The sequence below is a fragment of the Carnobacterium maltaromaticum DSM 20342 genome, from assembly GCF_000744945.1.
Lineage (GTDB): Bacteria > Bacillota > Bacilli > Lactobacillales > Carnobacteriaceae > Carnobacterium > Carnobacterium maltaromaticum.
The window spans coordinates 1,805,839-1,826,883 of sequence record NZ_JQMX01000001.1 but is presented as its reverse complement, the minus strand read 5'-3'; the positions used below and the strand labels follow the sequence as shown (position 1 = coordinate 1,826,883).

Below are 21,045 nucleotides of genomic sequence, written 5' to 3'. Positions count from 1 at the left end.
TAATTAATTATGTTTATTCAAAACTTAGACAGAAATGTCTAAGTTTTTTTTATTTGAATTGAACTAAAAAGCTTCACACCTTTTGTAAAAATGGGTGTGAAGCTTTTTTTATTAAATTTGATCAATTAAAGGAATGCCTGTCTCTTTTGCATAAAGTGTCATGACTTTTGTCCAGTTTGTTCCTAATGGGTCACCAGATTCCTTAAATAATAATTTCATCTTGTCATTCTGAGCTTGGCTAATTTGCTGATCAATAGCTAATCCAGATTCAGTAAGGTAAATTTTTTTGCTGCGTTTATCGGTTTCATGAGATTTTTTCTCAATCCATCCTAATTCGGTTAGTTCTTGCATTGGACGATTCAATGCTTGTTTGGATATATCTAATACAATTAAAAGCTCTTTAATTGTTAATCCTGGAAAACGATGAACAAAAAATAAAATTCGACGGTGTACTTTTGTAATGCCGTATTTTCCGACTAATTCATCAGAAGTTTTACTAAATGCTCGATAGGCAAAATAAAAAAGTGCCAAATTTTTATCAAAATTAATATCTTCTTGCTCCATTGAAATTCCCCCTATGGCTTTAAAAGTAAAACCGATTATTCATGATGTTAGTATAGCACAATTATTGTTATAAAAAAATAAATAGGTCAATCTTGTTGACTTATTTTCTTGAGAGGTTTATACTACAAAACGTAAAGCAGATAAAGTGAGTTTCAAGGATACAAAATTAGTAGTAGGAGGATTTTTATGTACACTGTTGGAAATTATTTGTTAGACCGATTGACTGAATTAGGAATTAGAGATATTTTTGGAGTTCCTGGGGATTATAATTTGAAATTTTTAGATCATGTAATGACTCATAAAGAACTTAATTGGATCGGAAATGCCAATGAGCTAAATGCGGCTTATGCAGCAGATGGATACGCTCGAACAAAAGGAATAGCAGCGTTAGTGACAACATTTGGAGTTGGCGAATTAAGTGCAGCTAATGGAACAGCAGGGAGTTATGCTGAAAAAGTTCCTGTAGTTCAAATTGTTGGAACTCCTACAACGGCTGTTCAAAATAGTCATAAATTAGTTCATCATACCTTAGGGGATGGTCGTTTTGATCACTTTGAAAAAATGCAGACAGAAATTAATGGAGCGATTGCTCACTTAACAGCTGATAATGCCCTAGCTGAAATTGATCGAGTTTTGCGGATTGCAGTTACTGAAAGATGCCCAGTTTATATTAATTTAGCAATTGATGTAGCTGAGGTAGTAGCTGAAAAACCACTTAAACCTTTAATGGAAGAATCCAAAAAAGTGGAAGAGGAAACAACTTTAGTCTTAAATAAAATTGAAAAAGCGTTACAAGATTCTAAAAATCCAGTAGTTTTAATTGGAAATGAAATTGCAAGTTTTCATCTAGAGAGCGCATTGGCCGATTTTGTCAAAAAATTTAATTTACCTGTGACTGTTTTGCCTTTTGGCAAAGGTGGTTTTGATGAAGAAGATGCGCATTTCATTGGCGTTTATACAGGTGCACCTACGGCTGAAAGCATTAAAGAACGCGTTGAAAAAGCCGATTTAATTTTAATTATAGGAGCGAAATTAACAGATTCAGCTACAGCTGGTTTTAGCTATGATTTTGAAGATAGACAAGTGATTTCTGTGGGCAGCGATGAAGTTTCTTTTTATGGTGAAATAATGAAGCCTGTTGCCTTTGCTCAATTTGTGAATGGGTTAAATTCTTTGAATTATCTAGGTTATACAGGTGAAATTAAGCAAGTTGAAAGAGTAGCGGATATAGAAGCAAAAGCTTCAAATTTAACTCAAAATAATTTTTGGAAATTCGTCGAAAAATATTTAAGCAATGGGGATACTTTAGTTGCAGAACAAGGAACCTCTTTTTTTGGAGCATCATTAGTTCCTTTAAAATCTAAAATGAAATTTATTGGTCAACCATTGTGGGGATCGATAGGATATACTTTCCCTGCTATGTTAGGTAGCCAAATTGCCAATCCTGCAAGTCGTCATTTATTGTTTATTGGGGATGGTTCCTTGCAACTGACAATTCAAGAGTTAGGTATGACATTTAGAGAAAAATTAACTCCAATTGTATTTGTAATCAATAATGATGGTTATACAGTTGAACGAGAAATTCATGGTCCTAATGAGCTTTATAATGATATTCCTATGTGGGATTATCAAAATTTACCTTATGTATTTGGTGGAAATAAAGGAAATGTTGCGACCTATAAAGTCACTACTGAAGAAGAATTAGTGGCAGCTATGAGCCAAGCTCGTCAAGATACAACTCGATTACAATGGATTGAAGTTGTTATGGGAAAACAAGATTCACCTGATTTATTAGTTCAGTTAGGGAAAGTCTTTGCTAAACAAAATTCATAATTGGATAAACTATTAAAAAATCAAAAAGTAGCTCGCATTTATGACGAGGTGCTTTTTGATTTTTTATCTATATAGAGTTCAATATCGGCTTGGCGATAAAGCTCATCGATAGTTTGTGAGGGTTTCGATGAACTGCTACCAATTGAAGTTGAAATTCGAAGAACAAATTGATTATCTAATTGGATAGTTAGTTGGCTAATTTGCTGCTTAATTTTAGCTTTTGTTTCTATGGTAGCTTTATTTGAAAGTGCTGATGGGATAACAAGTACAAATTCATCTCCGCCAATGCGATAAACTTTATGTTGAGGAAAGGAAGCGTTAAGTAAAGAACTAGATACTTTTTTTAAGATAAGATCGCCAATGTCATGTCCATAAGTATCATTAAAATGTTTAAAATTATTAATGTCTAAAAGAAATATCGTAACTAATTTTTCTTGTTTAAAAAGAGCAGTTAAATCTTTATCAAATGAGTAGCGATTGAATACACTAGTTAAATAATCATATTTTGAAACAGATTCATAATGCAAAAAGGCTTCTTTCTCTGTTTCGATATCTTTTGAAAATTGATAACTAATAAGCATTCCTAATAAATTGTATATAATAAAGACTAGGGTAATCGGAGTATTATTCTGGTAAGGTGAGTGAATAAGAAAATTAAGGATAACTAAAACAATGCTACTAGTAAAAATAAATGTGAGACGTAAATAAACTTTTTTATCCTGTACCCAGGAGCTAATAAAATATTGGCTTAACCCGATTAAACAGTAAGTGAGACAGATTCCAATAATCGGTGGTGAAAGTCCATAAAAAAGACGTGAGATTCCAATAATAACTCCAGCAATCAGGGGTGTTACGCCACCGTATGAAAAACTAGCCATTACAAGTGGAACTAAACGGATATCAATTAAGAAACTATCTTGGTAAGAGATTGAAAAATTCATTAGAATGATTCCTGTAATCCCACTCCCAAGTCCCATAACTAATTTATGTATCAAAGGTGATTGATGAGTTAAAAGAGTTTTTGAAATTTTAGATAATAAGTACGCGCTGCTGATTAAGATGGAGAGATTGGCAAGGACTTCTTTAACCATTTGTAACATGTAGATCCTCCTTAATTGATTAACAATGATTTAATAGTAACATAACGATGGTAGTTATTTAAAGCTTGGATGGAACTTATTTTAAAAGGAACTAAAAAAAGTATTAAATTAGAGAGTAAAAGGCTCTTTTTCGTCAGAATTGTGATACTCTTAAGAGAGCTTAAAATTATGAAAAGAGGTTACTAGTATGAGTGGTTTAATTTACGAACAAAAACATAGAATTAAGTATTACGAGTGTGATGCGACTAAAAAAATTAGTGTACCAATGCTATTAAATATTATGCTCTATGTTTCAGGAAAACAAGGTAAACTGTTAAATGTTGGTGATGACGTGGTTGCGCAACATGGTTTATCCTGGATTATTTTGCAGACAGAGATTAATGTAGAGCGTTTGCCAAAGGCTAATGAAGAAATTACTGTGGTCACTCAGCCTCAATCTTACAATAAGTTTTTTACCTATCGTGAATTTAAAGTTTATGATGAAGCGGGAGAGTTATGTGTAACAACTCATTGTACCTTTGCTATGATGGATTTTAATAAACGAAAAATGGTTCGAATTGTAGACGAATTAGTTGCCCCTTATGAGGTAGAAGCAACGAAAAAATTGGTTCGCACGCCGAAGCCAGAAATTGTAGATCAAGAAGCGGCTAAAACAATTGATTATCGCGTACGATATTTAGATATTGATGCGAATCAGCACGTTAATAATGCGAAGTATTTAGATTGGTTCTTAGATTCACTGGGGCTTGAGTTTATTAAAAATCATGAGCTAAAAAGTATTAATGTTAAATATGAAAAAGAAGTGTCTTATGGAAATTGGGTTCAATGTGAAGTGAGTCAAAAAGTACAAGAAGATGGTCGGATTTTGACTGCTCATCAAATTAATAATGATGGAATTCCGTCATGTGAGGCGAGTATGACTTGGCTTCCTCTTTAAGTAGTGGGTTTTTTCTAAAAATATAAAAGGTGCTGACAATCAATGGTTACAATAAATGATATTGCACGATTGGCTGGGGTAGCTAAGAGTACAGTTTCCCGTTATTTGAATGGTGGATCTGTTAGTGCAAAAACAAAGGCTAAGATTGATAAAATTGTAGCAGAGACTGGGTATAAACCAAATACATTTGCTCAAAGCCTCAAAGCTAAGAATACTGCCATGATAGGAACTATTGTTCCTCGTTTAGATTCCTATGCTACGACCCAAGGCTTAAAAGGGATTGATGAACAATTACGTGCTGTAGATTATCAGTTGTTGATTACAAATAGCAATCAAGATATCCAAAGGGAAATTGAAGCTATTTATGCTTACGCAAAGCAAAAAGTAGCGGGAATAATTTTATTTGCAACAGTTATTACAGATGAGCACCGCAAAGCGATTGATTCTAGCAAAGTTCCAGTCATTATCTTAGGTCAACAAGCTGATGGGTATCACAGTATTGTTCATGATGATTATCAAGCAGGTTATATGCTAGGGAAATACGCAGTTAGTTTAGGTCACCGGATTTTTACCTATTTTGGGGTATTTGAAGATGATATTGCTGTTGGACAAAAACGTAAGCAAGGGATCTTAGATGGGATTAAACCTAATGGGAAAATAAAGATTATTGAAACAACCTTTGCAATTGAGGCCGCATACCAAAAAGCGTTACAAATTCTTCCTAAGATGGAATCTAGCTATGTAATATGCGCAACAGATAATATTGCACTAGGTGTTTTAAAAGCGGCACATGAATTGAAAATGGTCATACCAGATCAATTTTCGTTATCTGGTTTCGGAGATTATGATGTAACGACAGCGGTTTTCCCAATGATTACAACGATTAAATTTCCGTACTATCAATCAGGTGTAATAGCTGCAGAAAATCTTTATCAACTTATTGAAGGGGAAAAGATTCCAGAAATCATTAAATTAGATAATCAATTAGTTGAACGTGAATCAACAAAAAGACTTAAATAATCCAAAATAGGCTAATTAGGCGGGGCCTCCTAATTAGTCTATTTTGGGTTGAAACAATTAAGAAGAAAAAAATTCTTGACAATGTAAACGAAATCATTTATTCTAAAAATAGAAACCGGTTCCAAATCCAACGTTGATTTGGTTAGGTTAAAAAATTTTTAGAACGAAAAGGAACCGGTTCCTTTAAAATTAAAAGGAGGTATTTAAAGTGAATTATAAAGAAATTGCGCAAGATCTTTTAGTTAATCTAGGTGGAAAAGAAAATATTGTAGCAGCAACCCATTGTGCTACCAGATTACGTTTAGTGTTACAGGACGAAACAAAAATAAATCAGATAGAAATTGAGAATAACGCTAGTGTTAAAGGGACTTTTTCCACAGGTGGCCAGTATCAAATTATTTTAGGCAGTGGAGTTGTGGACGAAGTTTATAAGGAGTTTGTGCAGCTAGCGAATATTGAGTCAATGTCTACTCAAGACGTAAAAAACTTAGGAACAAAAAAATTAAACCCAATCCAACAATTTGTTAAAGTGTTATCAGATATTTTTATTCCAATTATTCCAGCGATTGTTGCTTGTGGATTAATGATGGGAATCAATAATGTACTTACAGCTGAAGATTTATTTATCAGTGGCAACTCTTTAATTGGAGCTTATCCACAAATGGCAGGTTTAGCTAGTATGATTAATACATTTTCCAATGCGGCCTATGTCTTTTTGCCCGTTTTAATTGGTTTTTCTGCAGCTCAGAAGTTTGGCGGAAATGCTTATTTAGGAGCAGTGCTAGGAATGTTAATGGTACATCCCGATTTATTAACAGCTTTTAGTTATCCACAAGCGGTAGCAGAAAATAGTGTCCCTTATTGGAATGTATTTGGATTACACATTGCTCAAGTGGGCTATCAAAATACAGTCCTCCCGATTTTAGTTGCAACGTATATTTTGGCAAAAATAGAAAAATTATGTCATAAAGTAATTCCAACAGTTTTAGATAATTTACTAACGCCATTATTCACTTTATTTATAACAGCCTTTTTAACTTTTACAATTGTGGGTCCAATTACTCGAACAGCTGGAGATATGCTAACTAATGGATTAGTCTGGTTATATGATTCAACAGGTTTTATTGGAGGCGGAATCATCGGGCTATTTTATGCACCGCTTGTGATTACTGGAATGCATCATAGTTTTATTGCAGTAGAAACACAATTATTAGCTGATATTGCAAAAACTGGCGGAACATTTATCTTTCCAATAGCATCCATGTCAAATGTAGCGCAAGGGGCAGCCTGTTTAGCAATGATCTTTATTACTAAAAATAGTAAAACAAAAAGTTTGGCAACAGCTTCCTCTATTTCAGCGTATCTAGGCATTACAGAACCTGCTATGTTTGGTGTGAATTTGAAATTAAGGTATCCCTTTTATGCAGCTATGATCGGTTCTGCTGTTGGTAGTGCATATGTAACTTTCTTTAAAGTTAAGGCAGTTGCTTTAGGCGCTACAGGGTTACCAGGTATTATCGCCATTACACCTGGCTATATGACTTATTTCATTATAGGGATTATAATGACAACAATTTTAACGTTTGTCCTAACGTATATTTTTAGTATACGTGGAGCCAAATTAACTATAAATCAATCAGAGTAGATAAATAGGAGAAGATAAATGAAGGAATGGACACGAAAAGAAAGATACCGAAAAATTGAAGAAGTATCGCCAGAATATTTGGTAAATTTGGCTAATCAAGTTGAGAAGTCAGTTTATAGGCAGACGTATCATATTCAACCACCAACAGGTTTATTAAATGATCCAAATGGCTTTAGTTACTTTAATGGTCAATGGCATTTATTTTATCAATGGTTTCCTTTAGGTCCTGTTCATGGGTTAAAGTATTGGTATCATGTTGTTTCAGACGATTTAGTTCACTGGGAAAATTGTGGTGTTGGAATTAGTCCTAGCACTAAGTATGATTCTCATGGTGCGTACTCAGGAAGTGGTTTGGTTGACAAAAACCAGTTACACTTAATGTATACAGGAAATACACGATCTAAGAACTGGAGCCGGACACCGCACCAATTAATGGCAATTATGGATAAGAGTGGACAAATAAAAAAAATCAAAGAGCCTGTCATTGAAGGAATTCCAGAGGGTTATACAGATAATTTTAGAGATCCTAAAATGTGGAAACACGAGGGGTATTATTATGCCATTATCGGTGCAGAAAGAAAGAATCATACTGGGACTGCACTTGTGTATCAATCAGAAAATTTAACAGATTGGGTGTTGCTAGGTGAGTTTAATCCTCAGGTCCAAGATTTTGGCTTTATGTGGGAATGTCCAGATTTTTTTGAATTAGATGGTAGTCCTTGTTTTTTATTTTCTCCACAGGGTATAGAGCCTACTGGGGATTTCTATCAAAATATCTATCAAACTGGATATTTTCTGGGGACAAAATTTAATTATGAAACATTGCGACTAGAACATAATGGATTTCATGAACTCGACTTAGGTTTTGATTTCTATGCTGCTCAAACAACAATTGCACCTGATGGGCGTCGTATTTTGATTGCGTGGATGGGATTACCTGAAATTAAGTATCCTAGTGATCAAGATGGTTGGGCACACTGCTTAACGATTCCACGGGAGTTGTCCGTTCTGGAAGGACAATTAATTCAAAGACCAATTACAGAGCTAACCGCACTAAGAGGAGCACATGTAAAACACCAAGACTCACAATACGGAAGAGTACATTTAGGAAATCTATTAGGAACAAGCTACGAAGTGAAAATAAAGCTACGTGTGGAAGAAAAAACAAAATTTGGGCTTTGTTTATTTGAAGATCCGATAACAAATAAAGGGTTGTATTTAGAAGTTGATTTAAATAAAGGGAAATTTAAAGTAGAGCGGAAAGATTGTGGGATTCCTTTTGCTACAGAATACGGAACATCGCGACAAATGAAGTATAATAAAAAAGAAATTAGTCTGCATATATTTGTAGATACAACATCTGCTGAGATTTTTGTGAATGATGGATTAGCTGTATTTACTACAAGAGTATTTCCAGAAAAACAACAAAGTGGAATTGGGTTATTTGTTGAAAAAGGCCTAATGGAATATGAATTAGAAGGATGGAAATTAAATAAAATGGATATAAAAAGTACGGAGAAATAAAACTCCGTACTTTTTCGTTTTTTTTTAGTAAAAGTAGCGTTTCAATTCATCATGCTCATTGGTACTATTTAAGGCGACTAATAATTTAATTCGAGCTTTTGGCCCAGTTAAACCATTAGTAAAAATTACGCCCATCTCTCTCAAACGTTTTCCGCCACCTTCATAATCATAGACATCTTGTGCAACACCGTTGAAACAGCGGGAAACTAAGACGATTGGGATATTACGTGCAACGAGTTTTGATAAGCCCGAAAGAGTTGCTGGAGGTAAATTACCAGCTCCAAGAGCTTCAACGACCAGTCCATCAGTTGTAGGATTATCAAGTGCATCAAAAATCGTACTTTCCATTCCTGCATAAGCTTTTAATAAATAAACGTTTTTATCAACAGAAGTTAAATCAAATTTTTCTTCCTCAATTAATTCTTGGAAAAACAAGACTTTATTTTTAGCAATCAAGCCAATTGGGCCAAAAGTTGGTGTGCGAAAAGTAGCAACATTGGTTGTATGAGTTTTGGTTACATAGCGTGCTGTATGAATTTCATCATTCATTACGACTAAGACACCCTTATCTTTAGCCTCATCAGAGGTGGCCACCCAAACTGCACTCTGGAAGTTATAAAGGCCATCTGACCCAATCTCATTGCTAGAACGCATAGCTCCAGTCATAACGATAGGAATATGTTGTTCCAAGGTAATATCTAGGAAATATGCTGTTTCTTCTAACGTATCTGTCCCATGAGTAATGATGACACCATCAATTGCTTCAGAAAGAACCGCCTGTTCAATTCTATTTTTTAACTGTAGCATTTCTGTCGGAGTCATATGTGGAGAAGGACGTTGGAAGATATCTTCAACAATTAAATGAGCTTCCTTTTCAAATAAATGACCTTGAGTTAATAAAGGATTTTCAGAATTTGGAGCAACTTTCCCTGTTGTTTGATCCTCGCTCATTGCGATGGTTCCACCAGTGTGTAAAACTAAAATATTCTTCAAGAAAGTACCTCCTAATAATAAAAAGTTCGTTGAGCTGTTTAGGCCTGGCAGAAAAATAGGGAATTCCAAGAAAAGTGTTAATTTACTTTTTTGGGAATTCGTCTTTTTTCCGAAGGACTAGCTCAAAAGAACTAGCCTAGATAAAAAGTTCGTTGAGTCGGCTAAATACTCAATCATCTCGATACTATTTTATCACAAATTAAGGAAGGAATCTCACTTTGAAAAAATATAGTTAGTTAGTTTAGTTTCTTAGTTCGTATGAATTCCATCCAATTTTTAAACAAATTTTTTCCATGCTCATTCCAAGTATTGATAGGCGTATTTAAAGGGTTATTTCCTGGGAAATAATATAAGGGTAAAATTGGTTTAGTTAAAATTTGTACATCACGTAGGTATTCTTTTTCTAAGGTTTCTGTAGCATATTCAGGATGACCAAAAACATAAGTTTCTAAGCCATTATAATTTGTAGCTAAATAGAGACCTGCAGCATCGGATTGAGCTACAGGAATCAATTCAGGATGCTGGCTAACTAGACAGGAATCAACAGTTGTGTTGCGGGAGTGAGGTGCATGAAAATCAGTTTTAGTAGTATTTGCTAACCAGTGTTCAGTTACACAAAAACGATGCTGAAAAATGCCGACTAATTTAGTGGGTAAGTGAATTTTTGGTATTTGATAATACTCATATAAGGCGGCTTGAGCTCCCCAACAAATAAAGAGAGAGTGAGTGTGAGTCGCTTTTAAATAAGTAAAAATAGTCTTCAATTCAAGCCAGTAATCAACGTGTTCAAAAGGCAATTGTTCAACGGGAGCACCAGTAATAATAAAGCCATCAAATAGTTGGTCCCGGACATCATCAAAAGTAAGGTAATTTTCTTGTAAGTCATCGGGAATAGCTTTAGCTTGATAGTGTGTTTTAGGGTAAAGCAAAGTAATTTCAACTTTAAATAGGTTGTTTTGACTTAATAAGGATGCCAATTGAGTAGCTGTTGCTTCTTTAGTTGGCATTAAGTTTAAAATAGCAATGGAAAGAATTGGTTTAGAACTCATATAAATTCCTCCTTAATAAAAAGCTCGTTGAGCCGGTTAGCTCCGGTAAGAAAATAGGAAAAATTGATAGGACGTTTTTTGTCCTCTCAAATTTTTATCTTTTTCTCGAGGAGTTGACTCAAAAGGGCTGGCCTTAATTAGTTAATGAACAGTCTGAAATGCCTGAGCTAAATCCTGAATAATATCATGTGTGTCTTCAATTCCAACCGATAATCGAATTAAATCTTCTGTTACTCCACTTTCAAGTAATTGTTCCGAATTTAATTGGCGATGAGTCGAACTTTCTGGATGTAAAATGGAGGTACGAATATCAGCACAATGAATGACTAATTGAATGAAGTTAAGGTGATTAATAAATTGCTTAGCAGCCGAGGCGCCACCTTTAATTCCGAATGTAACCATCCCACTAGCGCCATTTGGCAAGTACTTTTGTGCTAATGGATAATGGGAATCTGTTTCTAATCCAGGATAGCGAACAAATGAAACGTCTTTTTGTTTTTGAAGCCACTTAGCAACTGCTAGTGCATTTTCTGAATGTTTTTTGGAGCGTAAGACCAAGGTTTCAGAACCAAGATTGCTCAAATAAGCATTGAAAGGACTTTGAATATTTCCTAAGTCGCGTACTAACTGAACTCTGAGCTTTGTTGCATAAGCTGCTTGCCCAAAATCAGCCACATAGCGTACACCGTGATAGCTATCATCAGGTAAAATTAACTCGTCAAATTTACCATTATCCCAATTGAAATTCCCACCATCAATGACAATTCCTCCCAGTGCAGTAGCATGTCCGTCAATGTATTTCGTTGTAGAATGAACCACAATATTTGCACCATGCTTTAAAGGATTACATAAAGCGGGTCCAGTTAAAGAACTATCGATGATTAATGGCAAATCAAGTATTTTGCAAATGGAATGAAATTTTTCAAAATCAAAAACATTTAAGCCCGGATTAGCAATCGTTTCACCAAAAACTAATTTTGTATTCTGATCAGCTAAAGCAATAATCTCTTCAGGAGACGCATCCTGATCGAAAAAGCGAGTAGTAATCCCAAATTTTGGTAACGTAACAGCAAATAAATTGGTTGTTCCACCATAAATTGTTTTGGAGCTTAAGATATTATCACCAGCTTTAGCGATATTTAGAATGCTGTTAAAAATTGCAGCCATGCCAGAAGAAGTAGCGACAGCTGCAACACCATCCTCTAGTAAAGCAATTTTTTCTTCAAAAACAGCAACAGTTGGATTACTGATACGAGAATATAGATGTCCTTCAGCAGATAAATCAAAAAGAGCAGCGACATCCTCAGCCTGTTCATAAGCAAATGTTGTACTTTGATAAAGTGGTAAAACTCGAGGTTCCCCATTCTTTGGTTGATAAGTCCCTTGTACAGCCAATGTTCCTTTTCCGTATGCTTGTCTTGCTTTTGTCATGTGTAATTCCTCCTTTATGAAATAAAAAGTTTGTTGAGTTGTTTAGCTCCGACAGAAAAAGTAGCAAAAAAAGCACTCGCCCTTTACCAAATCCCAATTAAGGGATTGATAAAGGACGAGCTCGATAGATATCGAGTCGTGTTACCACCTTTTATTTGTTTATTTTTCACAAAATAAACCTCTTCAAGTACCGTGCTTAAGTTAGCAAGAGACTCTATCGCTATAACAGGCGAACCCTGTAGGATTTGAAGACAAAACTAGTCGTTCAATCACTAAAACTCCGAGGCCATGTTCATTAATTTGTGAATTGCCTTTTTACACCAAAACAAGGCTCTCTAAGAATTCATCCATTAATTACTTTTCTCATCACGGTTTTATATTTTCTTTGATTGTTCCTATCATAAATGATAAAAAATAAAAATGCAAGAATTAAATGAAAAAAAACTCATCTAAATTAAATCTAATTCTCATAATAAGGGTTAAGAGGACTAAATTGTTATTTTTATAGTTAAATCAAACTATCAAGGCAGTTATCATGCTATAATGAAGGAATCAAAGAACTGGAAGAGGTTATTATGGGAAAAAAAGAATTTGCAGATTATGGCATTGGCGAAGATGTACTAAAAGCTTTAAATGGTTTAGGTTATTTTCAACCAACAAAAGTTCAAGAGGAAGTAATTCCTGTGGCTTTGGCAGATATGGATGTGATTGTAACTTCACAGACTGGGAGTGGTAAAACGGCTAGTTTTGGTATTCCATTATGTGAAAAAATCCTTTGGGAAGAAAATCGACCACAAGCATTGGTTTTAGTTCCAACGCGTGAATTGGCTTTGCAAGTAAATGAAGATATTGCAAATATTGGACGTTTTCGTCGTATAAAAGCGACATCTGTTTTTGGTAAAGCATCTTTTGAGCGTCAAAAATCAGAGTTAAAACAAAAAAGTCATATTGTTGTAGGAACACCTGGGCGTGTTTTAGATCATTTGAAAAAAGGAACGTTTCCTGTGGATAAACTCGAATATTTAATTCTAGATGAAGCAGATGAAATGTTAAATATGGGCTTTATTGACCAAGTCGAAGAAATAATTGGCTTCTTACCAAAAGAGCGTCAAACCTTACTATTTTCGGCAACTATGCCAGTAGAGGTGGAACGTTTAGCCAGTCACTATATGAAGGACGAAGCAGTATCAATTAAGATTGAAACCACAGAAGATTCAAAACCTAAAATTTTAAAATCATTTTTAATGGTATCTGGGGATAAAAAAATGCCAACCTTGTTAGACTTATTAACAGTGGAAAACCCAGATAGTTGTATTGTTTTCTGTAATCGTCAAGAAACAGTGAATAATGTCTATGAATACCTAAATAAAGCTGGTTTACCTGTGGATAAACTTCATGGAGGTATGATTCAAGAAGATCGTTTTGATGTAATGGACGATTTTAGAAAAGGAAAATTCCGTTATTTAGTGGCTACGGATGTTGCTGCTCGCGGAATTGATGTGGATAACATTACTCATGTAGTCAACTACGATGTACCTGTGGAAAAAGAAAGTTTTGTTCACCGAATTGGTCGAACAGGTCGAGCTGGAAAAACCGGCGTAGCTTTAACTTTAGTTGAGCCTTATGAAAAAGAGCGTTGGGCTGAAATTAAAAGGTACAGTGCTTCAGATGTTAGCGAAATTACGGCGCCAAGTGCACGTTTTGTTTTACGTCATAAACCAGCCTTTGAAAAGAAAATTGCTGAACGTCCGCGTTTAAAAAAAGATAAAGGCACAGTTTTAAGCCAAGATATTACGAAGCTGTATTTTAATGGTGGAAAGAAGAAAAAAATTCGGGCGATTGATTTCGTTGGGACAATTTCTAAAATACCTGGCATTCAGGTTGATGATATTGGGATTATTACAATCGGAGACCAAGGTAGTTATGTTGAAATTTTAAATGGCAAAGGGCCTTTGGTTTTAAACGCAATGAAAACGAAAAATGTTAAGGGGAAAACTCTTAAAGTAAATATCGCACGTCGCAAATAAGTTATATCCAAATAAAAAAGTGTGGTTTCAAGTTCGTAAACTTGAAACCACACTTTTTAAATTAGTTTGCGTATAATTTTGCTACTTGTTCTTGAACGTTTTTATCTTCCAAGAAATCATCGTAAGTTGTATCAGCACGATCTACTACACCATTAGGTGAAACTTCGATAATGCGATTTGCAATTGTTTGGATAAACTGATGATCATGAGAACCAAATAGTAAAGCACCTTTGAAAGCAATCAAGCCATCATTTAAAGCTGTAATTGACTCTAAGTCTAAATGGTTTGTTGGATCATCAAGAACCAAAACATTTGATTTACTTAACATCATTTTAGAAAGCATACAACGAACTTTTTCTCCACCTGAAAGGACAGATACTTTTTTCATCACATCTTCACCAGAGAATAACATACGACCTAAGAAACTACGTAAGAAAGTATTGTCACTTTCTTCTTTTGAAGCAAATTGGCGTAACCAATCAACAACGGTTAAGTCGCCTTTTTCAAATTCAGCCGTATTATCTTTTGGTAAATAAGATTGAGTAGTAGTGACACCCCACTTAACGCTACCAGAATCAGGTTCCATTTCGCCCATGATAATTTTAAACAATGTTGTAATCGCAATATCATGTTGGCTGATAAATGCTGTTTTATCTTCACGGTTTAATGAGAAGCTGATATTGTCTAAAATTTTCACGCCATCAATTGTTTTAGAAACATTTTCCACACGAATTAAATCATTTCCAATTTCACGGTCAGGTGTAAATCCAACGAATGGATAACGACGAGAAGATGGTTGAATATCATCAAGTGTAATTTTTTCAAGCATTTTTTTACGAGACGTTGCTTGTTTTGATTTAGAGGCATTTGCACTAAATCGCGCAATAAAGTCTTGTAATTCTTTAATTTGTTCTTCTTTTTTAGAATTAGAGTCATTTGCTAAACGTGAAGCTAATTGACTTGATTCTAACCAGAAGTCGTAGTTCCCAACGTAAAGTTTGATCTTACCAAAATCAACATCGGCCATATGCGTACACACTTTGTTTAAGAAATGACGGTCATGGGAAACAACAATAACAGTATTAGAGAAATTAATTAAAAATTCTTCTAACCATTCAATTGATTGTTTATCCAATCCATTGGTAGGCTCATCTAGTAGTAATACATCAGGTTTACCGAATAAAGCTTGAGCTAAAAGCACCTTAACTTTTTGACCACCAGTTAATTCGCTCATTGTTTTTTGTTGAAGACTTTCATCAATGCCAAGACCTTGTAGTAAAACAGCCGCTTCTGGTTCAGCTTCCCAACCATCTAATTCAGCAAATTCGCCTTCAAGTTCAGCAGCGCGAATACCATCTTCATCAGTAAATTCTTCTTTCATGTAGATAGCATCTTTTTCTTTCATGATATCGTATAAACGTTTATGGCCCATAATAACCGTTTCTAAAACGCCAAATTCTTCATAATCAAAATGGTTTTGTTTTAAGAAGGTTAAACGCTCACCAGATGACATTGAAATATCACCGGTAGTTGGTTGGATGTCGCCAGATAAAATTTTAAGGAACGTTGATTTACCTGCGCCATTTGCGCCGATAAGTCCATAACAGTTGCCAGGAGTGAATTTGATATTTACATCTTCAAATAAATTTCTATCTGAAAATAACAGACTTACATTACTAACTGTAATCATTTGATTTTTTACCTCTATTCTATAGTATATCTAAATCATTTTAACATAAATTCGGGTTAAATGCGATGTTATAAGTCTTTTTCTGAAAAGAATGTGAGAAAATTGTGGCACTCAGGATAAAGAAAGTAATTGGCAAGATAACGGATTTGGTTGTGTAAGGTTGATTATAAGGTAACAGTACTATCTTTTATTGTTACGGATTGAAGTATTTAAAATAAGTTGCGTACTTTCAATTAAGTTACAAATTTCTAATTTGAGCATTAAACCAACAATAAGTTAACAAAAAGTAATTTTTGTTCGGTTATTTACCTCTATTTTACATAAATAACGTTGTAAACAAGATGTTATTCTATTATACTAGAATAAGACACATAAAAAAACTTGGAGGGTACTTAAAATGAAATTTGTTAAAAATGGTTTTTTGCTTGTTTTGGGAGTGGTTTTAGTCGTAAGTTTAGCAGCATGTGGAGCGAAAAAAGAGTCTGGAGCGAAAGAAGAGAGCTATACTCCAAAAGAATTAACCGTTCAATTTGTTCCAACTATTGAGGCAAACACGATTGAAGCGAAAGCTAAACCGTTAGAAAAGTTGTTATCAGATGAACTCGGAATACCTGTGAAAGTAACTGTATCAACAGATTATAATACAATTATAGAAGCAATGGCTTCAAAACAAACGGATGTAGGGATTATGCCGCCGAATGCATATGTTTTAGGTCATGAGCAAGAAGCAGCTGATGCGATTTTACAAGCGCAACGCTTTGCTATTAAACAACCTGGTGGCGAAACGTCAACAGAATTAGCTGATGGCTATCGAGCAATGATTGTTGTGAAAAAGGGTAGCCCGATTAAGAACTTAAAAGATTTAAAAGGGAAGAAAATTGCAGCTCAAGATGTTGTTTCGGCTAGTGGGTATGTTTTTCCTGTAGCTGAAATGCAAAAAGCTGGAATCAATGTTGATAAAGAGATTCAATTTGCAACAGTTAAGGGAATTGATGCTGGCTTAATGGCTGTTTTAGATGGTAGCGTGGATGCAGCATTTAGTTTTGAGGATGGGCGTAATTTATTGAAGAAGGATTTACCAGATGTATTTGATAAATTAGATGCGATGTATTTTACAGAGGCTAAAATACCAAATGATGCGATTGCAGTACGCCCAGATTTGAGTGATAAGTGGAAAACAAAAGTTCAAGATGCTTTTGTAGCCATTGGGAAATCTGATAAAGGCCGTGAATTAATCAGTTCGTTATATGCTCATGAAGGGTATGTACCTGCTGACGATAGTAGTTTTGATATTGTTCGTGAATATGCAAAAGAGGTTGGACAATAATAAATAAAGGAATTAAGAGAGGCTGAGACCGAGGTCTTAGTCTTTCTCATTTTAGAATGAAAAGGTGACGATATGGAAGTAACTTTACTGGTAACAAGTGATATTCATGGCTATATTCGGGGTACAAATGAATTGACTGGAGAAGCAACAGCCGATGGTTTTGCTCGTGTTGCAACCTATATAAAGAAGCGCAAAAAAATAGATCCAAACCTAATTCTAATTGAAAATGGCGATTTTTTAGAAGGATCTATGTTAGCTAATACTTTAGCAACGCATCAAGATAAATGGAGTATCCATCCTTTCATCCAGCTAGTGAATCAACTCAACTATGACAGTGTTGTACCTGGAAATCATGAATTTAACTATGGAATAAATTATTTGAAAAAGGCTTTAAAGGGATTAAATGCACCTTATTTAGCTGCAAATATTGTTTTAGAGAATGGCGAAACTTGTTGGGAAGCCTATCAAATTGTGGAACGCAAAGGGATTCGAATCGCTATAGTTGGACTAGTAACTTCTTATGTAACCAGATGGGAAAAGGTTGAAAATATTAACGGATTGCGCTTTTTAGATCCAATTTTAACAGCCAAAAAATGGGTCCCTTTTATTCAAGAGACAGAACAGCCAGACTTAATTGTGCTAGCCTATCATGGAGGATTAGAACGTGATTTAGTGACAGGTGAAGCGACAGAATATATGACTGGAGAAAATGTTGGGTACCGATTAGCTACTGAAATTCCTGGAATAAACGGAGTCATTACTGGGCATCAGCACCGGACCTTAGCCGGAGCAGTAAATGGGGTTCCTTTACTTCAACCTGGGACACGCGGAGCAAGTATTGGCGAAATGAGTTTTGAGCTTCAACAAAAAGAGCAGAAATGGCATGTGAAAAGTGCTAAAGCCCAAACAATTTCGTTGGCTTCTGAAAAAGAAGATACCGCTGTCTTAAAAGAGATTGAAGAATGGGAGCATTTAAGTGCTAATGATCGAAAAAAACCAATTATAAAAGGGTTAGATTCGGTTGAACCAGATGCTTATCAGTTTTTGCACAAAGTTCAAAAAGTTGCCTCAAGACGTAAAATATCAGTTGTCTCCCTTGTGAAAAGTTCAGTTGGTTCAACGGCTTTAACAATGGAGATGATTCTTCAAAATTATACATTTCCTTGTACATTTGCGATTCTCCGTTTTACAGGACAGGAATTAAAACATTTGCTAATTAAAGGAAGAGACTATTACCAATTGAACCAAGCGGGCCGATTATCCCCTTATAAATTAGGGCGAGATGAGCAAACAGAAAATGAATTGATTGATGGATTAACCTATCGTTTCTATTTTGATTCAAAATCGGATTCCTATTTAGTCGAATTAGTTGATGTAGCAGATGATGAGCTGATTGAGTTAAGCTTTAACCATTATTTGGGTGCTCTGAATGGAGAACGTGTGATTGGAATGGAAAAAATCATACAAGAAATAATGATTTATATGCCTGATTTAATTCGTGAGTATCAATTAGAAGAGTGTGTAGCGATTCCGGTCCATGGTCAAGGATTTTATCCGGAGATTAGCTAAATAGACATGAAAAAAGAACGAACTGACTATCCATCCATGATAGTCAGTTCGTTCTTTTTTTTAGACTTAGTGAATCAACTCTGTAAACAAATAAAGTATACAGGCATTATTTGTTAAGACATGTAGTTGATTTCGGTAATATAAGGTTCGATCATAAACGCGCCATTTAGTAAAATCCATCTTTATTTGTAAAATAGGTTGGTCATTTAATTGAGCAGTTAATTTGTGATGCTTTTCTTTTATATAAATTGTATTTAACGAAAAAGGCGGTTGTTGATTAAGCTCAGACAAGGCTGCCTTGACAGTTAATGATTTCGAGCGATACTGCTTTTCTTTTTTTAATTGACGATTTAAAGGATTAAAAGAAAATAAGAGCCCTTCATCAATTAACGGTTTTGTCATTTCTAAAGATAAGGGTAATTCTTCAATGGAAACATGTTCTTTGTAGGTTAATTCATTGGCCGCCTGAACTTTTTCCAAAATAATTTGTTTTTCATGCAAATGAAAGAAACAGATATAGTCAGCTTTTTCCAGATGTGCACCGAATTGAATCAGATCGTTACGACTCCATTCTGAACGGCTAGCATACTGATTTGTTAATTGATAAATAGATGGAGCGACTTCATCTGCTGTATGGTCAGTAAACCGTTTGGTATTATCGTATTCATAAAGACCATTAGCTCCACAAGCTAGTGCCATACGTCCGTTTTTAGCAATATTAATTTGGAGCACAGGCAGATCCCATAATTTTTTTTTAGTGGCTTTTAATTGTGCTAGTGAATAACTGTAAAAGCCGGTTGAATCAGAAAAATAGAGTTGGTGATTAAAGATAGCAGTGTCTATTGGAGCTTCTTCGAAAGCCAAACTCCTTTCTAAATAAGGGGTAAGATCCTTTAAGTCAAACTGCATAGCCTCAGAAGGACGAGGTTCAAAATAGACAGGACGTTCAATTTCATTCAAGGCAAGCATCCAGTTGTTCCAATTATAAATAGCTAGCTGATTGGTTTCTAACCATAAATAAAGTTTTCCACTATATAATTGTGAGTCATAAAAGGTACCATTAATTGTTATTTTAGTTGTAAGTATGTGCTCTTTTTCCATAAGTGTCACCCTTTCCCCACTAAACTTGTTCTTTCCTCTATTTTAGCATTGAATACGTTAAAAGTGGGCTTTTTTATTGTAAAAGAATAAAAAAGGTAGAACTTTTCTAAACTAGACAAATCTGTTCTAAATTAGCATTGAAAGCGCTTTTTATCATGCTATACTGATTTTATTATGAAAGAGGAGGAGTTAAAATGAAAAAGTTTGTCAGTTTAATGGTTGTATTAACAGTTGCTCTAGTAGGATTATCCGCTTGTGGGAGCGGTGAGAAGACAAAAGGAACAAATAAAAAAGAAGAAAATACATTAATTGTCTATTCGCCAAATAGTGAGGATATCGTCAATACATTAATTCCAATGTTTGAAAAAGAAACGGGAATTAAAGTTGAATTGGTTTCAGCAGGTACTGGAGAGTTATTGAAACGAATTTCTTCTGAGAAGGAAAACCCGTATGCTGATGTGATGTTTGGGGGCTTAAATAAATCTAAATTAACTAATGAAGATTTATTTGAAAAATATACGTCTAAAAATGACAAAGATATGATCGAAGGTCATCAAAATATTGCTGGAGTATTAACACCTTATATTACTGATGGCAGTAATATTTTAATTAATACTGATTTAATTGGGGATATAAAAATTGAAGGTTATGAAGATTTATTAAATGCGCAACTTAAAGGCAAGATTGCAGCTGCCGATCCAGCCAGTTCTAGTTCTGGTTTTGCACAATTGACGAATATGCTTTTGGCAATGGGTGGCGATTATGAATCAGATAAAGGCTGGGATTATGTGGGTAGTTTAATTAAGAATTTGGATGGAAAAGTTGCAAATGGATCTGGTGCTGTGCACAAAGGAGTTGCAGATGGTGAATTTGTTGTTGGATTAACTTATGAAGATCCATCAGCTAGCTATATCCGTGATGGTGCTCCAGTTAAGATTGTCTATCCTAAAGAAGGTGCTGTTTATCTAGATGCTGCTTTAGCGATTATTAAAGATGCAAAACACAAAGAAAATGCCGAAAAATTTATTGATTTTATGACATCAAAAGAAGCTCAAGATATTTTTGGCGAGGAATTGACAAATCGTCCGTTACGAAAAGATGCGGCATTAGGGAATCATATGGTCCCAATGAAAGACATTAAAATCCTTACAGAAGATGAAGATTATGTGCAAAAAAACAAAGATAAAATCGTAAACCAATATACAGATTTATTTACAGAATTACAATAAGAAAAT

The 21,045-nt window shown here is 34.7% G+C and carries 16 protein-coding genes and 1 other annotated feature; of the genes, 9 read left to right on the top strand and 7 right to left on the bottom strand.

Annotated features, from left to right (window positions below):
* Positions 1-111 precede the first annotated feature (111 nt).
* Complete coding sequence (locus BR77_RS08740) at positions 112-564, bottom strand: MarR family winged helix-turn-helix transcriptional regulator (protein ID WP_010050049.1); 453 nt, start codon at positions 562-564, stop codon at positions 112-114.
* A gap of 186 nt (positions 565-750) precedes the next feature.
* Here BR77_RS08740 and BR77_RS08735 point away from each other — a divergent pair, with 186 nt between their 5' ends.
* On the top strand, positions 751-2,397 hold the full coding sequence (locus tag BR77_RS08735; protein ID WP_015075468.1) for an alpha-keto acid decarboxylase family protein: 1,647 nt from the start codon (positions 751-753) through the stop codon (positions 2,395-2,397).
* 38 nt (positions 2,398-2,435) lie between these two features.
* Here the strand turns inward: BR77_RS08735 and BR77_RS08730 are convergent, their stop codons facing one another.
* Positions 2,436-3,497 carry a GGDEF domain-containing protein gene (locus tag BR77_RS08730; RefSeq protein ID WP_015075469.1) on the bottom strand — a complete coding sequence of 354 codons (1,062 nt, stop codon included), beginning with the start codon at positions 3,495-3,497 and terminating at the stop codon, positions 2,436-2,438.
* Between the two features lie 187 nt (positions 3,498-3,684).
* On the opposite strand from BR77_RS08730, the gene BR77_RS08725 reads away from it, so the two are divergent.
* The 4 genes from BR77_RS08725 (at position 3,685) to BR77_RS08710 (ending at position 8,623) form a co-directional block, all read left to right on the top strand.
* The gene (locus tag BR77_RS08725) at positions 3,685-4,434 is read left to right on the top strand and encodes an acyl-[acyl-carrier-protein] thioesterase (protein ID WP_010050053.1); all 750 of its coding nucleotides are present in this window, start codon (positions 3,685-3,687) and stop codon (positions 4,432-4,434) included.
* Positions 4,435-4,476: 42 nt separating this feature from the next.
* Positions 4,477-5,454: a LacI family DNA-binding transcriptional regulator gene (locus tag BR77_RS08720; protein WP_010050056.1), complete on the top strand. Its 978-nt coding sequence runs from the start codon at positions 4,477-4,479 to the stop codon at positions 5,452-5,454.
* Positions 5,455-5,662: 208 nt separating this feature from the next.
* A complete protein-coding gene (locus BR77_RS08715; protein WP_015075472.1) occupies positions 5,663-7,099 on the top strand; it encodes a sucrose-specific PTS transporter subunit IIBC in 1,437 nt (478 codons plus the stop codon).
* 18 nt (positions 7,100-7,117) lie between these two features.
* A complete protein-coding gene (locus tag BR77_RS08710) occupies positions 7,118-8,623 on the top strand; it encodes a glycoside hydrolase family 32 protein (protein ID WP_035064624.1) in 1,506 nt (501 codons plus the stop codon).
* A 24-nt stretch (positions 8,624-8,647) separates the two neighbouring features.
* On the opposite strand, the gene BR77_RS08705 is transcribed toward BR77_RS08710, so the two are convergent.
* From BR77_RS08705 to BR77_RS08695, 3 genes are all read right to left on the bottom strand, one after another.
* Positions 8,648-9,616 (bottom strand): asparaginase, encoded by a 969-nt coding sequence (locus tag BR77_RS08705; RefSeq protein WP_015075475.1) that lies wholly within the window; start codon positions 9,614-9,616, stop codon positions 8,648-8,650.
* 236 nt (positions 9,617-9,852) lie between these two features.
* Complete coding sequence (locus tag BR77_RS08700; RefSeq protein ID WP_015075476.1) at positions 9,853-10,665, bottom strand: homoserine O-acetyltransferase/O-succinyltransferase family protein; 813 nt, start codon at positions 10,663-10,665, stop codon at positions 9,853-9,855.
* Between the two features lie 141 nt (positions 10,666-10,806).
* Positions 10,807-12,096, bottom strand: coding sequence for an O-acetylhomoserine aminocarboxypropyltransferase/cysteine synthase family protein (locus tag BR77_RS08695; RefSeq protein ID WP_035064621.1), 1,290 nt, complete (start codon positions 12,094-12,096; stop codon positions 10,807-10,809).
* Between the two features lie 108 nt (positions 12,097-12,204).
* Positions 12,205-12,475 (bottom strand) — a binding site (T-box leader).
* A 196-nt stretch (positions 12,476-12,671) separates the two neighbouring features.
* On the opposite strand from BR77_RS08695, the gene BR77_RS08690 reads away from it, so the two are divergent.
* Positions 12,672-14,123, top strand: a complete 1,452-nt coding sequence (locus BR77_RS08690; protein ID WP_015075479.1) for a DEAD/DEAH box helicase — start codon at positions 12,672-12,674, stop codon at positions 14,121-14,123.
* A gap of 61 nt (positions 14,124-14,184) precedes the next feature.
* Here BR77_RS08690 and BR77_RS08685 read toward each other — a convergent pair whose 3' ends face one another.
* Positions 14,185-15,813 (bottom strand): ABC-F family ATP-binding cassette domain-containing protein, encoded by a 1,629-nt coding sequence (locus BR77_RS08685; protein ID WP_010050066.1) that lies wholly within the window; start codon positions 15,811-15,813, stop codon positions 14,185-14,187.
* Positions 15,814-16,210: 397 nt separating this feature from the next.
* Here BR77_RS08685 and BR77_RS08680 point away from each other — a divergent pair, with 397 nt between their 5' ends.
* Both BR77_RS08680 and BR77_RS08675 read left to right on the top strand, forming a co-directional pair.
* The gene (locus BR77_RS08680) at positions 16,211-17,140 is read left to right on the top strand and encodes a phosphate/phosphite/phosphonate ABC transporter substrate-binding protein (RefSeq protein WP_015075480.1); all 930 of its coding nucleotides are present in this window, start codon (positions 16,211-16,213) and stop codon (positions 17,138-17,140) included.
* Between the two features lie 72 nt (positions 17,141-17,212).
* Complete coding sequence (locus BR77_RS08675; RefSeq protein ID WP_035064618.1) at positions 17,213-18,709, top strand: metallophosphoesterase; 1,497 nt, start codon at positions 17,213-17,215, stop codon at positions 18,707-18,709.
* 66 nt (positions 18,710-18,775) lie between these two features.
* Here BR77_RS08675 and BR77_RS08670 read toward each other — a convergent pair whose 3' ends face one another.
* Entirely contained in the window at positions 18,776-19,810 is a 1,035-nt protein-coding gene (locus BR77_RS08670; RefSeq protein ID WP_035064615.1) for a hypothetical protein, read from the bottom strand.
* A gap of 194 nt (positions 19,811-20,004) precedes the next feature.
* On the opposite strand from BR77_RS08670, the gene BR77_RS08665 reads away from it, so the two are divergent.
* Complete coding sequence (locus tag BR77_RS08665; protein ID WP_015075485.1) at positions 20,005-21,039, top strand: extracellular solute-binding protein; 1,035 nt, start codon at positions 20,005-20,007, stop codon at positions 21,037-21,039.
* The last annotated feature ends 6 nt before the right edge of the window (positions 21,040-21,045 follow it).